The organism is Pseudomonas sp. GW821-FHT09E12, assembly GCF_059416085.1.
Map to the genome: position 1 here is coordinate 16643 of NZ_JBWKOM010000010.1, position 15843 is coordinate 32485.

Annotated in this window: 13 protein-coding genes; 9 read left to right on the forward strand and 4 right to left on the reverse strand. The window is 64.6% G+C overall.

The window, feature by feature from the left end; genetic code table 11:
* Positions 1-14: 14 nt before the first annotated feature.
* The 5 genes from AC07PQ_RS25660 to AC07PQ_RS25680 all read left to right on the forward strand — a co-directional run bounded on the left by AC07PQ_RS25660 (position 15) and on the right by AC07PQ_RS25680 (position 4614).
* Complete coding sequence (locus AC07PQ_RS25660; RefSeq protein WP_493186448.1) at positions 15-944, forward strand: metal ABC transporter substrate-binding protein; 930 nt, start codon at positions 15-17, stop codon at positions 942-944.
* A complete protein-coding gene (locus AC07PQ_RS25665) occupies positions 941-1696 on the forward strand; it encodes a metal ABC transporter ATP-binding protein (RefSeq protein WP_007930424.1) in 756 nt (251 codons plus the stop codon). The genes AC07PQ_RS25660 and AC07PQ_RS25665 overlap by 4 nt, the downstream gene beginning before the upstream one ends.
* Positions 1696-2595, forward strand: a complete 900-nt coding sequence (locus tag AC07PQ_RS25670) for a metal ABC transporter permease (RefSeq protein WP_085531635.1) — start codon at positions 1696-1698, stop codon at positions 2593-2595. Before AC07PQ_RS25665 ends, AC07PQ_RS25670 begins: the two co-directional genes overlap by 1 nt.
* Positions 2596-3582, forward strand: coding sequence for a metal ABC transporter solute-binding protein, Zn/Mn family (locus tag AC07PQ_RS25675; protein WP_493186447.1), 987 nt, complete (start codon positions 2596-2598; stop codon positions 3580-3582).
* A 204-nt stretch (positions 3583-3786) separates the two neighbouring features.
* Positions 3787-4614, forward strand: coding sequence for a class I SAM-dependent methyltransferase (locus tag AC07PQ_RS25680; protein WP_493186446.1), 828 nt, complete (start codon positions 3787-3789; stop codon positions 4612-4614).
* Between the two features lie 291 nt (positions 4615-4905).
* Here AC07PQ_RS25680 and AC07PQ_RS25685 read toward each other — a convergent pair whose 3' ends face one another.
* The 4 genes from AC07PQ_RS25685 to AC07PQ_RS25700 form a co-directional block, all read right to left on the reverse strand.
* Complete coding sequence (locus AC07PQ_RS25685) at positions 4906-5127, reverse strand: MbtH family protein (RefSeq protein ID WP_023967560.1); 222 nt, start codon at positions 5125-5127, stop codon at positions 4906-4908.
* Positions 5128-5208: 81 nt separating this feature from the next.
* Positions 5209-6621: an aspartate aminotransferase family protein gene (locus AC07PQ_RS25690; protein ID WP_493186445.1), complete on the reverse strand. Its 1413-nt coding sequence runs from the start codon at positions 6619-6621 to the stop codon at positions 5209-5211.
* Between the two features lie 247 nt (positions 6622-6868).
* Positions 6869-8191: an ATP-binding protein gene (locus AC07PQ_RS25695; RefSeq protein WP_493186444.1), complete on the reverse strand. Its 1323-nt coding sequence runs from the start codon at positions 8189-8191 to the stop codon at positions 6869-6871.
* A gap of 3 nt (positions 8192-8194) precedes the next feature.
* Entirely contained in the window at positions 8195-8872 is a 678-nt protein-coding gene (locus AC07PQ_RS25700) for a response regulator (RefSeq protein ID WP_007922871.1), read from the reverse strand.
* A 153-nt stretch (positions 8873-9025) separates the two neighbouring features.
* Here AC07PQ_RS25700 and dsbD point away from each other — a divergent pair, with 153 nt between their 5' ends.
* The 4 genes from dsbD (at position 9026) to AC07PQ_RS25720 (ending at position 15822) form a co-directional block, all read left to right on the forward strand.
* A complete protein-coding gene (gene dsbD / locus AC07PQ_RS25705) occupies positions 9026-10756 on the forward strand; it encodes a protein-disulfide reductase DsbD (RefSeq protein ID WP_493186443.1) in 1731 nt (576 codons plus the stop codon).
* On the forward strand, positions 10756-11628 hold the full coding sequence (locus AC07PQ_RS25710; protein ID WP_007922874.1) for a TlpA disulfide reductase family protein: 873 nt from the start codon (positions 10756-10758) through the stop codon (positions 11626-11628). Before dsbD ends, AC07PQ_RS25710 begins: the two co-directional genes overlap by 1 nt.
* Positions 11604-12371, forward strand: coding sequence for a thiol:disulfide interchange protein DsbG (dsbG, locus tag AC07PQ_RS25715; protein WP_493186442.1), 768 nt, complete (start codon positions 11604-11606; stop codon positions 12369-12371). The genes AC07PQ_RS25710 and dsbG overlap by 25 nt, the downstream gene beginning before the upstream one ends.
* Before the next feature lie 409 nt (positions 12372-12780).
* Positions 12781-15822 (forward strand): DEAD/DEAH box helicase, encoded by a 3042-nt coding sequence (locus tag AC07PQ_RS25720; RefSeq protein WP_495072395.1) that lies wholly within the window; start codon positions 12781-12783, stop codon positions 15820-15822.
* Positions 15823-15843 lie beyond the last annotated feature (21 nt).

The following is a 15843-nucleotide window of genomic DNA, read 5'->3' on the forward strand; positions in this document are numbered from 1 at the left end:
AAGACCGCTAGCCCATGCCTATTTCATCTCAACGCCGCCCGCTCCTGCGGGTGCTGCTGGTCAGCCTGTTCGCCCTGTTGCTCAGCCCTCTCGCCACGGCCGACCAGGCCAAGCGCCTGCGTATCGGCATCACCCTGCACCCCTACTACAGCTACGTGGCCAACATCGTCGGCGACAAGGCCGAGGTCGTGCCGCTGATTCCCGCCGGCTTCAACCCCCACGCCTATGAACCGCGCGCCGAAGACATCAAGCGCATCGGCACCCTGGACGTGATCGTGCTCAACGGCGTCGGCCACGACGACTTCGCCGACCGCATGATCGAGGCCAGCGAACGCCCGGACATCCCGGTGATCGAGGCCAACCAGAACGTGCCGCTGCTGGCCGCCACCGGCATCGCCGCGCGCGGCGCCGGCAAAGTGGTCAACCCGCACACCTTCCTGTCCATCAGCGCCTCCATCGCCCAGGTCAACAACATCGCCCGCGAGCTGGGCAAGATGGACCCGGCCAACGCCAAAACCTACACCCAGAACGCCCGCGCCTACGGCAAACGCCTGCGGCAGATGCGCGCCGACGCCCTGGCCAAGCTGACCAAGGCGCCCAACGCCGACCTGCGGGTGGCCACGGTGCACGCCGCCTACGACTACCTGCTGCGCGAGTTCGGCCTGGAAGTCACCGCCGTGGTCGAGCCGGCCCATGGCATCGAGCCCAGCCCGAGCCAGTTGAAAAAGACCATCGACCAGTTGCGTGAACTGGACGTCAAGGTGATCTTCTCCGAGATGGACTTCCCGTCCACCTACGTCGACACCATCCAGCGCGAGTCCGGGGTCAAGCTGTACCCGCTGTCGCACATTTCCTACGGCGACTACAGCGCCGAGAAATACGAGAAGGAAATGTCCGGCAACCTCGACACCGTGGTCCGGGCGATCCAGGAGGCCGGCGCATGACCGCCCTGCACAGCCTGGCCCGCGGCCCGTCCATCGAATTCGACCAGGTCAGCCTGACCCTGGGTCGCACCACCATCCTCGACAACGTCAGCTTCAAGGTGCAACCCGGCACCGTGCATGCGCTGGTCGGCCCCAACGGCGGCGGCAAGAGCTCGCTGATCAAGACCCTGCTCGGGCAGATGCCCCACCAGGGCCAGTTGCGCCTGCAATGGCCGGGCGAGCCGGGGGTGATCGGCTATGTGCCGCAAGCCCTGGAATTCGACCGCGGCCTGCCGATGACCGTCGACGACTTCATGGCCGCCATGTGCCAGCGCCGCCCGGCTTTCCTCGGCCTCAGCCGGCATTACGCCGCGGCCATAGGCGAAGCCCTGGAGCGGGTCGGCATGCAGGACAAACGCAAGCGGCGCATGGGCGCCCTGTCCGGCGGTGAACGCCAGCGGGTGCTGCTGGCCCAGGGGCTGATCCCGGCGCCACAACTGCTGGTGCTGGACGAACCGATGTCGGCCCTCGACGAAGCCGGCATCCAGGTCTTCGAGCGCCTGCTCGGCGACTGGCGCCAGGCCGGGATCACCCTGCTGTGGATCGAGCACGACCTGGAAGCGGTCGGCCGCCTAGCGGACCGGGTCACCGGCCTGCATCGCCGCGTGCTGTTCGACGCCCACCCGCAGCAGGCGCTGACCCCGGAACGCCTGCTGACGCTGTTTTCCACCCACCCGCGCAGCGCGGATATCGTCAGCGGGAGTGTTGCCTGATGAGTTACGAAGCCTTTCGTCTGATGATCCAGGGCTGGGCCTCCTCCGGTTACCTGCCAGAAGCCCTGGCCTATGGGTTTGTGGTCAACGCCCTGCTCGCCGGCTTGCTGATCGGCCCGGTGCTGGGCGGCCTCGGCACCCTGGTAGTGGTCAAGCGCTTCGCGTTCTTCTCCGAAGCGGTGGGCCACGCGGCGCTGACCGGCGTGGCCATCGGCATCCTGCTCGGCGAACCCTACACCGGCCCGTACGGCAGCCTGTTCGGCTACTGCCTGCTGTTCGGCATCCTGCTCAACTACCTGCGCAACCGCACCGGCCTGGCGCCGGACACCCTGATCGGCGTGTTCCTGTCGGTGTCCCTGGCCCTGGGCGCCAGCCTGCTGCTGATCCTCGCCGGCAAGATCAACGTGCACATCCTGGAAAACGTGCTGTTCGGTTCGGTGCTCACGGTCAACGGCAACGATCTGCTGGTGCTGCTGATCGTCGGTGCCCTGGTGATGGGCCTGAGCCTGCCGCTGTACAACCGCATCATGCTGGCCAGCTTCAACCCGCAACTGGCGGCGGTGCGCGGTGTCGCGGTGAAAACCCTGGACTACCTGTTCGTGATCCTGGTGACCCTGATCACCGTGGCCGCGGTGAAAGTCATAGGCGCGATCCTGGTCGGCGCCCTGCTGGTGATCCCGGCGGCGGCCGCGCGCCTGCTGAGCCAGTCGCTCAAGGGCTTTTTCTGGATCTCGGTGCTGATCGCCACGGTCAGCACCCTGTGCGGCATCCTGCTACCGATCCTCTTCGACCTGCCCGTCCCCTCCGGCGCCGCGATCATCCTGGTGGCCGGTGTCGCCTTCGCCCTGGCCGCCGTTGCCCGCGGCATTGTCCCCAGCCTCAAAGGGAATATCGGATAAATGCACAGTTCATTACGTCACCTGACACGCCCCCTGACTTTGGCCCTGGCCCTCGGCGGGCTGAGCAGCGCGCCGGCCCTGGCCCAGCCGGACCGTTTCGAACCGATGCGCGTCACCGCCAACCAGAGCCTGGGCACCACGGCGCTGCACAGCGCCAGCTCACCCAAGCCGCTCACAGTGCTGGCCTCGCTGCCGGTGACCTTCGGCCTCGGCCAGTTGCTGCTGCAAGGCACCGATGTGCGACTCGAACGCGCCGCCCCCGACAATCTGCCGGGCTCGCGCCAGACCGCCTACTTCACCGGTCGCGGCGCCCCGGCGCTGCATAAGCTGGCCCTCGACGCCGACGCGGTGATCGGCCTGCGCTCGATCTGGCCGGACGACCCGCTGTACCCCAATGCGCGGCGCAGCAACATCCGCATCGTCGAAGTCGATGCCGCGCGCCCGGTGGATGGCGCCCTGCCCGGGGTCGCCCTGCAGCCCGGCAAGAGCGACGGCCTGAACAGCCAGCCGTGGCTGTCGAGCAATAACCTGGGACGCATGGCCGATGTGCTGGCCGCCGATCTGGTGCGTCTGGCCCCGGCCGCCAAGCCGAAGATCGACGCCAACCTGGCCAGCCTCAAGCAGCGCCTGCTCAAGCTCAGCGCCGATAGCGAGGGGCAACTGGCCAATGCCGACAACCTCAGCGTGCTCAGCCTCAGCGACCACTTCGGTTACCTGGTCAGCGGGCTCAACCTGGAGCTGCTGGAGGTCGACGCCCGCGCCGACAACGAGTGGACGCCCGAAGCCCTGCAGCAACTGCAAACCCGGCTCAAGGACAACGACGTGGCCATCGTCCTGCACCACCGCCAGCCGTCCGACGCGATCAAGGCCGCCATCAGCGCCGCCGGCAGCCAGTTGCTGGTGCTGCAAACCGACAGCGCCGACCCGCTGGCGGAGTTGGAGAACAGCATCGGCCAGATCACCAGTGCCCTCGCCCCGAAAACCTGACCCGCCACGCCCCGTAGGAGCGAGCTTGCTCGCGATGAACGTCAACGATGACGCGTATTGCCTGAGTGGACGCGTTGTTCTTGCATTTATCGCGAGCAAGCTCGCTCCTACAGGGGAAATGGCGCGGCTTACAAATTCCCCCAAGAATCGCCCGCTTCGGTGGTGCTAGCCTGCTGCTCCCATTGAACGGACAGGAAGCCCGCCATGAGTGACTACCTCAAGCTCAACCAGGCCAACTGGGACGAGCGCGCACCGCTGCACGCGGCCTCGCCGGACTACCAGGCGCAAATGTTTGTCGACGACCCGCGGCACCTGTCCGAGGTGGTGCGTTTCGACCTGCCACTGCTGGGCGACATCAGCGGCCTGCGCGGTGTGCATCTGCAATGCCATATCGGCACCGACACCCTGTCGCTGGCCCGCCTCGGCGCGCGGATGACCGGGCTGGACTTCTCCCCCGCGTCCCTGGCCGAAGCCCGCAGCCTGGCGGCGCGCACCGGGAGCGCCATCGAGTTCGTCGAGTCCGACGTCTACAAGGCCTGCGAGGTGCTGCCCAAAGGCGCGTTCGATCTGGTCTACACCGGTATCGGCGCTCTGTGCTGGCTGCCCAGCGTCGACACCTGGGCGCGTAATGTCAGCGAATTGCTCAAGCCTGGCGGCCGGCTGTTTATCCGCGAAGGCCACCCGATGCTCTGGGCCCTGGACGAAAGCCGCGAGGATGCGCTGGTGGTCGACCTGCCCTACTTCGAGCGCAGCGAACCGCTGGTGTGGGACGACGACAGCACCTACGTCAGTACCGACCGACCGCTCAAGGCCACGGTGACCCATGCGTGGAACCACGGCCTGGGGGAAATCGTCAGCGCGCTGCTCAAGCACGGCCTGGACATCAGCGGCCTGGTGGAACACCAGAGCATCCCCTGGGAAGCCCTTCCCGGGCAGATGCGCTGTGACGAACAAGGCGAATGGCACCTGCAACACGCCCCTTGGCGCCTGCCATTGAGCTACACCTTGCAGGCCGTCAAACGCCTGGGCTGACGCCCACAAAAAAGCCCCGCTTCTCTCACGAGGGCGGGGCTTTTTGCTAACGGCACCTGATCAAATTACCTGTAGGAGCGAGCTGGCTCGCGATAGCGTTATCCGCCTCGACATCCGGCGTTGGCTGGTGGGTCGTTATCGCGAGCAAGCTCGCTCCTACCCAGGTACGTAGCCGCTGCCGCAGGCTGCGATCGACCGGAACGGTCGTCAGCGATCTTAAGAGCGCCGAAGCCCTGGCGGGCTTATCGCAGCCTGCGGCAGCGGCTACAGGTCAACGTCAGTACGCGGTAATCAGTTGGCCGCCTGGGCGTCCATCTTCTGCCGCAGGCTCAGCGGACGCATGTCGGTCCACACCTCTTCGATGTAGGCCAGGCACTCCTTCTTGAAGCCGCTCTTGCCCACGGTGCGCCAGCCCTGTGGCACAGCTTTGTAGTCCGGCCAGATCGAATACTGCTCCTCATGGTTGACCACTACCTGGAAGAGGATGTCCTCGCGGTCGAATACTGAAGTCATTACGTGTCTCCATCGCTATAAGGCTCGCTGCGCTGAACGCGCAGCGGTTGTGAATAAGGAACGTTCCAGGCCCGTGGAAAATTAGAGGCTGGCGACCGCCGCCGCCAACGCCCGGCTGAAAATATCCGCCACCTGATCGATTTGCGCCGCGGTGATCACCAGCGGCGGCAGGAAACGCACCACGCTGCCATGGCGTCCGCCCATTTCCAGGATCAACCCGCGCTTGAGGCATTCACGCTGCACCAGCGGCGCCAGGCGGCTGAACTGCGGCGGATGGCCCAGGGCGTCTTTCTCGCCGGCCGGGTCCACCAGTTCGATCCCCAGCATCAGGCCGCGCCCGCGAATGTCGCCCATCTGCGGATAGTCGCGCTGCAGGATCCGCAGGTGCTCGCGCAAACGCTCGCCCATGGCGGCGGCATGCTCGGCCACCTGGTGTTCCTTGAGGTAGCGCATCACCGCGGAACCGGTGGCCATGGCCATCTGATTGCCACGGAAGGTGCCGGCATGGGCACCCGGCAGCCAGGTGTCGAGCCAGTCGCGGTAGACCACCACCGCCATCGGCAGGCTGCCGCCGATGGCCTTGGACAGCACCACCACATCCGGAATGATCCCGGCGTGCTCGAAGGCGAACATCTTGCCGGTACGAGCGAAACCGCTCTGGATCTCGTCGACGATCAAGGCCACGCCGGCCTTTTCAGTGATCCGGCGCACGCCGCGCAGCCAGTCGAGGTCGGCGGGAATCACCCCACCCTCACCCTGCACCGCTTCGACGATGATCGCCGCCGGCAGCTGCACGCCGGCTTCCGGATCGCTCAGCAGGTTTTCCAGGTAGCTCAGGTTGGCCTTGACCCCCGCTTCGCCACCCAGGCCGAACGGGCAGCGGTAATCGTAAGGGAACGGCAGGATCTGCACGCCGTTGGTCAGCAGCGCACCCAGCGGGCGCTTCGGCCCCAGGCTGCCCATCAGGCTCAAGGCACCCTGGGTCATGCCGTGGTAGGCACCCTGGAACGACAGCACGGTGCTGCGGCCGGTGGCGGTACGGGTCAGCTTCAATGCCGCTTCCACGGCGTCGGTGCCGGTGGGGCCGCAGAACTGGATTTTCGCCTCGGCGGCCAGGGCCGGCGGCAACAGGCCGAACAGGTCCTGGACGAACTGGTCCTTGACCGGGGTGGTCAGGTCCAGGGTCAGCAGCGGCAGCTCATCGGCCAGCACCTGCTGGATGGCCTCGATCACCACCGGGTGGTTGTGGCCCAGGGCCAGGGTCCCGGCACCGGCCAGGCAGTCGATGAAACGCCGGCCTTCGACGTCCTCGACATGAATCCCGCTCGCCCGCTTGAGCGCCAGCGGGATCCGCCGCGGATAGCTGCGGGCATTGGATTCCTGCTGGTTCTGCCGGGCCAGCAACGGCGATTCGGTGAACTGGTAAAGCGTCTCGGCAGGCGCGGGACTGGTCCGCGCGGGCTGATCGTCGACAAGGCTGGTAGCAACTGACATCTCTCGAATCCTCACGCTGATGAGTTGAGCGAAACCGCACACCACACAGGTACGCAGCCGGTTCAGCGCGCACTCGCAGGTTTTCCTGTTCTGGAAACGCATCAGCGACGAGAGGATTTACACCCCGGAGAGGTTTATTGCGTATCAACCATAAAGGTTGTGGCGAACATGAGAATGCCATCGCGGGCAAGCCTCGCTCCTACAGATATCACTTCTGTAGGAGCGAGGCTTGCCCGCGATGAGGCCCTCAGGCCGCTTGCAGCGGCATGGTCAGCTCGACCCGCAAGCCATCGGGCCGGCTGTCGAAATGCAGCACGCAACCGCAGCGCTGGACAATCGCCTGGACGATGGCCAGACCCAGGCCGCAACCGGTGCTCTGGCCGTTGCGCCAGAAGCGCTGGGTCAGGTGCTGCAAGTCATCCTCGGGAATGCCGTCACCGTGGTCGCGCACCTGGAAACGCACGCGATTGCCGATGGTTTCCAGGTTCAGCTCCACCGGTGCATCGCTCGGGGTGTGGCGCAGGGCGTTGTCCAGCAGGTTGCGCAGCGCGGCGATGGCCAGCACCGAGGGCATTTCCAGCGGCGCCGCCGACACCCGCTCGTCGATATGCAGCCTGACCCGCTGCCGGGCGCCGCTGGCGGCGTCCTGGATCGCGGTTTTCGCCACCTGTTCGGCACTGCACTGCACGCCGTCCTCGAACGACAGGCTGCCTTCGACCCGCGCCAGCAACAGCAGCTGCTCCAGGGTCCGGTGCAAGCGGTCGGCGCCTTCTTCGGCGCGCGCCAGGGATTGATCGCGGGCCGCGCCGTCGGTCATCCGCGCCACTTGCAGGTGAGTCTTGATCGCCGTCAGCGGGCTGCGCAATTCGTGGGCGGCGTCACCGGTCAGGCGGCGCTCGCGTTCGAGGGTCTTGCCGATGCGCTGGAACAGTTGGTTCTGGGTTTCCAGCAATGGCCGCAGCTCGCTGGGCAGCGGCTGGATCTGCAACGGCTCCAGGGAGTCGGCGCTGCGGCGCATCAGGGCATCGCGCATGCGGCTCAGCGGCGCCAGGCCCTGGCCGATCCCCAGCCACAACAACCACAGGCAACCGAGCAAGGCCACGCCGACCGGCACCGAAGCCGCCAGCAGCACCGACATGTTCAGCGCTTCACGCTCGACCTGGCGATCGGCGGTGGTGATACGCAGGTCGCCCCGGGCCAGGGTGAAACTGCGCCAGCGCACACCGTCGATCATCTGGTCGTGAAAGCCCATGCGCTCGGCTTCGAGTTTTTCGTCGGGATGGTTATGGCTGCGGGCGAGGATCTCGCCGCGCAGGGAGCTGACCTGGCAGGCCATGCCCCCGGGAATGTTCAGCTGTTCGGCGCTGAAATGGGTGCCCTCGCCCTTGCTCGGCAAGGCCGGCAATTGCTCCAGCAGGCCGGCGACCATGCGCGCCGACGCCACCAGGCGCTGGTCGAGGGAAAACATCATCTGGTTGCGCAGGTCACTGAACATCCAGGCCGCGGCCAGCGCCCAGATCAGCACGAAAGCCGCGCCGATGGTCAGGCTCAGGCGCAAACGCAGGCTCATCACTTACGACTCCTCCCCGCCATCCGCCGGCCCCAGGCGATAGCCCAGGCCGCGCACGGTCTCGACGATGCCGTTGCCGAGTTTGCGCCGCAGGTGGTGGATGTGCACGTTGAGGGCATTGCTTTCCAGTTCGTCGTTGAAACCGTAGACGCTGTCCTTGAGCTGCTCGCTGGACAGCACCCGGCCACGGTTGTGCAGCAGCGCCTGGAGCAGCGCCTGCTCGCGTCGCGACAGGTCCACCGGCTGGCCGCCGAGCTGGGTTTCGCGGGTGCTTGGGTCGTAGGTCAGGCGGCCATGCTCGATCAGGTTGACGCTGCGCCCCGCCACCCGGCGCAACAGGGTATGCAGGCGCGCCGCCAGTTCCCGCAGGTCGAAGGGTTTGAGCAGGTAATCGTCGGCGCCGGCCTGCAGGCCGTCGACCCGGTCGGTGACCGAGTCCCGCGCGGTGAGGATCAGCACGGGGATTTCCAGGCCGTTGTGGCGCAGTTGCTTGAGCAGTTTCAGGCCGTCCTCGTCGGGCAGGCCGAGGTCGAGCACCATCACGTCGAATTCCGCCACGCCGAGCATGGCCCGCGCCGCCGAGGCGGTGGCCACGTGCTCGACCGTCAGGCCCTGGGCCGTGAGGCCGGCCACGATCCCGCTGGCAATCAGCTCATCATCTTCACAGACAAGTACGTGCATGGTGGAACCTGTAGAAAAGGGGTGCATTAAAACCAGCGCCGATTAAGCCGACATTATGCCTGCACCGCTAGTGCCACAAGGCGTGCAGGGTTAATCATCGGTTAATCGCCATCGGCCATTGTGCGGTCACTTGCACCGGTTTAAGGTTTTTCCATGCGTCGTCTGTTCATCCTGTTGTTCATGCTGCTGTCGGGCCTGGCCCAGGCGGGTAACAACCCGTTCGAGGTCAAACCCGACTTTCTCCCGGTCGGCAAAGCCTTCGTCTTCACCTCCGAACGCCTGGCGTCGGGGGAAACCCAGCTGTTCTGGCAGATCGCCGACGGCTATTACCTGTATCAGCAACGGCTGAAATTCGACGGCCTGGCGGAGGCGCACACACCGGCGCTGCCCGAGGGCGAGGCCCACAGCGACGAATTCTTCGGTGCGCAGCAGGTGTATCGCCAGGGCCTGGAACTGAAAATCCCCGCCGGCGCCACCGGCAAGGTCAAGGTCGGCTGGCAAGGCTGCGCCGACGCCGGCCTGTGCTACCCGCCGCAATCTCTGGAAGTGGACCTGGGTGGCAGTCCGGCCGCCGCCAATGCCACCGAAGCCAGCGACCAGGCCCTGGCCAGCGGCCTGCAACAGCGGGCCCTGGGCTGGAGCCTGCTGGTGTTCTTCGGCCTCGGCCTGCTGTTGGCCTTCGCCCCCTGCTCGCTGCCGATGCTGCCGATCCTCGCTGGCCTGGTGGTGGGCAGCGGCGCCAGCCCGCGGCGCGGCTTCGCCCTGGCCGGCAGCTATGTGGTGTGCATGGCGTTGGTCTATGCCGCGATGGGCGTGCTGGCCGCGCTGCTCGGCGCCAACCTGCAAGCCCTGCTGCAACAGCCCTGGCTGCTGGGCAGCTTTGCCGCGGTGTTCGTGATCCTCGCACTGCCGATGTTCGGCTTCTTCGAGATGCAATTGCCGGCGGCCCTGCGCGATCGCCTGGAAAACGCCAGCCGCTCGCGCAGCGGCGGCAGTCTGGTCGGCGCTGGGGTGCTCGGCGCCCTGTCCGGCCTGCTGGTCGGCCCGTGCATGACCGCGCCGCTGGCCGGCGCCCTGCTGTACATCGCCCAGAGCGGCAATGCCCTGCACGGCGGGCTGATCCTGTTCGTCATGGGCCTGGGCATCGGCCTGCCGCTGTTGTTGCTGGTGACCGTGGGCAACCGCTTCCTGCCCAAGCCCGGCCCGTGGATGAACCTGCTCAAAGGCGTGTTCGGCTTCCTCTTTCTCGGCACCGCCATCGTGCTGCTGCGCCCGGTGCTCGACGAATCGCTGTGGATCGGCCTGTGGGGCGCGCTGGCGCTGGTCCTGGCCTACACCGCCTGGCAGCAGATGCGTGCGGCCGGGCGCGCCGGTCATTTGTTCGGCGCAGGTTCAGTGGTGTTCGGCCTGTGGGGCAGCCTGTTGCTGGTGGGCGCCGCCGGTGGCAGCGACGACCTGTGGCGACCGCTGAAGGTCTACAGCGGCGGCAATGGCGTGGCGACCGTCAGCGCCCACGACGCCTTCAGCACCGTCAACGACCCGGCCGCCCTGCAAGGCGCCCTCGACACCGCCAGGGCCCAGGGCCAGTGGGTGCTGCTGGACTACTACGCTGACTGGTGCGTGTCCTGCAAGATCATGGAAAAACAGGTGTTCGGCCAACCCCAGGTCCTCGAGGCCCTGAAAGACGTACGCCTGCTGCGCCTGGATGTGACAGCCGACAACGCCGCCAGCCGCGAACTGCTCAACCGGTATAAAGTGCCGGGGCCGCCGAGCCTGCTGTGGATCGGCCCGGACGGCGAAGAACGCCGCAGCCAGCGGATTACCGGTGAGGTAGACGCGGCTGCCTTCCTGCAACGCTGGACCGCTACCCGAGAAGCCCGTTGATGCTGACCTTTACCATCGGCACCTTTGCCATCGCGCTCAACCACCTGCTGCTGATCAGTGCCCTGGCGCTGGCCACCTTGGTCGGCTGGCGAGTCGCCAAGCGCGGTGGCGAGAACCCGGAATCGGTGCTGTTCGGCCTGTTCCTGCTGGGCATGCTGGCGGCGCGCATCGGCTTCGTGGTCGCCTACTGGAAGCATTATCGCCACGACCTGTGGCAGATCATCGACCTGCGCGACGGCGGTTTCCTCGCCTGGCCGGGGGCCATTGTCCTGCTGCTGGCCGCTCTCGCCTGGGGCTGGCGCCGCCCGGCCCTGCGCCAGCCGCTGGGCGCCGGGGTCGGCAGCGGCCTGGCGTTCTGGCTGCTCGCCACCCTGTCCCTGAGCCTTTTCGAACAAGGCACGCGGCTGCCGGAAATCGCCCTGCGCAACCCCGACGGCGCCACCGTGCAACTGACCAGCTACCAGGGCAAACCCCTGGTGATCAACCTCTGGGCCACCTGGTGCCCGCCCTGCCGCCGGGAAATGCCGGTGCTGGAAAGAGCCCAGCAGCAACGCCCGGACCTGACCTTCCTGTTCGTCAACCAGGCCGAAAGCATGCAGAGCGTCAGCACCTTCCTGGCTACCCAGGAGTTGAACCTGAACAACGTGCTGTTCGACGGCAGCGGCCGCCTGGGCAAGGCCGTGGGCTCCATGGCGCTACCGACTACGCTGTTCTACAGCGCCGACGGGCGCCTGCTCGGCAGCCACCTGGGCGAGCTGTCCGAGGCCAGCCTGGCCCGCGCCCTGGAACATTTCGACTCAGCGCATTCGACCACGGCCACGCAGGCCGCCCCTTCAAGGAAATTGCCATGCCTTTCATCCGCCACCTGCTGAGCCTGTCCCTGGGCGCCGCCCTGCTCCAGGCCCCGCTGCTGCACGCCGAAGAACTGCCACTAGCAATCAAGAACATCGAAGCCAAAGGCGCCAAGATCGTCGGCAGCTTCGATGCCCCGGACGGCCTCAAGGGCTATGCCGCGCAGTACCAGAACCGCGGCATGGCCCTGTACCTGACGCCGGACGGCAAGCATGTGCTGCTGGGCAATCTGTACGACGCCGACGGCAAGGACCTGAGCGCCGAGCCGCTGCAGAAACTGGTGTACGCGCCAATGGCCAAGGCCGTCTGGGCCAAGATGGAAAAGAGCAACTGGATCGCCGATGGCAAGGCCGACGCGCCGCGCGTGGTCTACCTGTTCAGCGACCCCAACTGCCCTTACTGCAACATGTTCTGGGAACAGGCGCGGCCCTGGGTGAACGCCGGCAAGGTCCAGCTGCGGCACATCATGGTCGGCATCATCCGCGAAGACAGCCCGGGCAAATCCGCCGCCCTGCTGGCCGCCAAAGACCCGCAGAAAGCCCTGCAGGACCACGAGAAAGCCGGCAAGGGCAGCAGCCTCAAGCCCCTGGCCAAGATCCCCGCCGAAGTCCAGGCCAAGCTCGACGCCAACATGGCGCTGATGGACGAACTGGAGCTGTCCGCCACCCCGGCGATCTTCTACATGGACGACAAGGGCGAGCTGCAACAGCAACAAGGCGCACCCGCGCCGGACAAGCTGGGCAAGATTTTCGGGCCCAAATAAATGAGATGCGCCACGACCTGACCACTAATGGCCTTTAGCCTTAACGACAGCGTTACACTACTGCCTTTATTCACGCAGACAGGGATGTGACGTTTTGACAGCTCAAGGACAAGCTAGGCTTTTAGACATTCTCGACTACTGGCACAAGGTGGAATTCTTTCTACCTTATGCCCTCGGGAAATATGTTGAGGACTGCAAGAAATGGGAGACCCGATGGCTCTCCCAGGAAATTCTCCAGCAGAGCAAGGACAGCCACTGGCGCAACTTTTCCATACCTGAAGACCTTCAAGTCAAAGGCTTCAATCTCTATATCGGGGTCTTTGACGCCTCCGTCATTGCGACTCTTTGCGAACCGTATCTGGCCGCTTTATCGGTAGACGAGAACACCTTCTACGAAGAGCAGGAACGGGTGGAGCTTGAAGGGTTTACCTGCTTCGCCAAGATCAAGCTCAATGCGCAAGCCGTCCCGCAACTGGATGCCGTGTCACTGTCGACGGCTCCCTGGGCCCTGGGGCAAACGGTGAGCAAAGGGCTTGGTGCGCTTGGCCATCAAGCCTTCGAGGACGCCAAGGAGCAGTTGGTCAAACTGCTGCACAACTTCCACGGACAGCGTCAGCAAAACGATGACCCAGCCTTGATGGCCGAGGAAGTCATGCATCTGCATCAACTGCTGTGCAACTGGGCCAGTTTCACGCCAGAGCAAAACAGCGGTAGCTCGGTCGCATTGCTTCAAGTGCTGACCCAGCCCAAGGTCGAGAAACCACTCACGCAACCCTCTACGGCACAGGCAACGGAAGTCGAGGACGAAGAGGAGCCCGATACCGAGATCGACATCCTCAACAGCTTTTTCATAAAAGACATCGAGCGTGCGATCGCCAGCCTGCAACGCGCAGAACAGCCGCTGCCTTTGCTTCAATACCTGGGCGAAGCCGACCCGGGCAAAAGAATCGACCTGTATACCGACAATGGCCGCAAGGCCATTTACCAGGCCCTGCAACCGCAATGCATAAACCCCGGGCATTGGCCGGATGAGCCGGGCCATGCCATGAGCCTGATGCAACAGTTCGCGATCAATACCGCGCTCGGCACCTTGGAAAACAGCGGGGTGTTCTCCGTTAACGGACCACCCGGGACAGGCAAAACGACGTTGTTGCGCGACATGTTCGCCGAGAACATCGTGCGTCGGGCGCGGGTATTGGCGGGATACAGCGAGGCGGAAGATGCTTTCGTCGGCGGGAAAAAACCGCAGGTCACCTTCAAGGGCATGCCGAATACCTACACCATCCGCGCGCTCAAACCTGAGTTGACCGGCTATGAAATGGTGGTGGCCTCCTCGAACAATGCCGCCGTGGAAAACATTTCCCGAGACCTGCCCAAACGCAAATCCCTGGGAAAATGCTGGAACGACGTGCAGTACCTGCAACCGGTCGCCCATAAGATTGCCGCACAAAAAAGCGATGGCAGCATCAGCGACCTGTCCGACGAGGACAAACCCTGGGGCTTGATCTGCGCCGCACTCGGTAATAGCAACAACCGAAAGGTCCTGCAGGAACGCATGTTCTTCGCCCCGGTAGACTCCACCGAGCCCAATCGGCCACTGACGATTCGGCAATGGGTGGATGAATACAAAGGCCCCACCTTCAAGGATGCCAGCGCAGCCTTCAAAAAAGCCGATGAGGCGGTCAGCAAAGCACTGGAGGAACGAGCCCGTTACGCCAGCCTGCTGGAAGAAATGGCGGCTACCGATGAACAGGCCTTCCTGCGCCTTCAGCAACACTCATTCAATCAGGCCGAACAGACCAGGGCGTCCGCCCAGCAAGCCCTCGACCAACAGCAACAGCAACTTCAAGCAACGGCGCAACATCTGAGCAGCCTTCAGGAACTGGAGCGCTTGATAGATCGCAGCCGTCCGGTCTGGTGGAAGCGCTTGTTCAATACTCAAGCAGCTAAAACCCACCGTGACGAACAACTGGAAAATGCCCGGCTTCAGCGTCTGGCGCATGAAGAGATCAACCGCGCGAAAAGCCTTCTGAACAAAAGCCTCAGACCAGAACTTGAAAGCGCGCAAACCGCATTGCTGTTCTGTAGAAGCGAACTCGATACCCGTCTGGCGCAATGGCAAGACAAGTGCCGATGCCTGGACGACTTCGCCAGCCGCCTGGGCCGTCCGGATTTGCCAAGTCAGCTCAGTGAGCTGGAGAACAGCGAGTTCCAGATCAATGGGCTTTGGCATGATGAAGCACTCAATCGCTTGCGCTCGACCTTGTTCGCCGCGGCTTTGACCCTGCATGAAGCCTGGCTGGCCGAGGTGGCGCCCTCGGGCTCGAACGGCAAGGGCTTCAGCGCCAACCTCGCCGCCATCAGCCTGTTGCTGAGCAACAAGACACCCGAGGATGAGCGACTGACCCAGGTGCTCTGGCAAAGCCTGTTCATGGTGATCCCGGTGGTCTCGAGCACCTTTGCCTCCTTTGCCAACCAGTTCCGTGGGTTGGGTGCTGGCTCTTTGGGCTGGCTGTACATCGACGAGGCGGGACAGGCCGTGCCCCAGGCCGCCGTCGGTGCCTTGTGGCGGGCGCAAAGAGCCATGGTGGTGGGCGACCCCCTGCAAATCGAGCCGGTCTTCACCCTGCCGCAACGCCTGGTCAAGACCCTGGGCCAGCTATCGGTACACACGGCGAACGATGCCTTCGCCCCCAATCGTGTGTCGGTGCAAAGCCTGGCGGACCACAACAATCTGTATGGCAGCGTGTTCAAGAACGACACCGATCAAGAGCTGTGGATCGGCAGCCCGTTGCGGGTCCACAGACGCTGCATCGAACCCATGTTCAGCCTGTCGAATCAGATCGCCTACGGTAACAAGATGGTCTTTGGCCTGCCCAATGCCCACGCCGAACAGGACGCCCCTGTGTACAGCTCCAGTTGCTGGGTCGATATCCCTGGCAATGTCGAACACAAACAGGTTGTCCCCCAGCAGATCGAGTTCATGGTCGATCTGCTCGGGCAGCTGTACCTGCGCGATGGAGAGCTGCCGCAGCTGTACGTGATCTCGCCGTTCAAGGCCGTGCGCCTGGCCCTGCAAAAAGCCATACGCATGGCGGCCTGGGCCCGGCCCAACCATCGCTCGAAATTACCTGCGGGCGAGTTGAAGCAGTGGTTGAAAGCCTCCATCGGCACCGTGCATACCTTCCAGGGTAAAGAACAAGACACCGTGTTCATGCTGCTGGGGGCAGACACCGAGCATGCGGGAGCGGCGCAGTGGGCCGCCTCCAAGCCTAACCTGCTGAACGTTGCCCTCACCCGGGCCAAACGTCGGGTCTATCTGGTGGGGGATTTTGAACTGTGGGGGTCGCTGCGCTACTTCGATGCGGTGAGTCGCGGCAAATTCCCGCTGCAAAGAATGGGGCCTGCTGCCTTTCTGGCAAAACTGAATGCTTTGGAAGAACAGGCCTAAAGTTGAACACCGTCAGCGCCT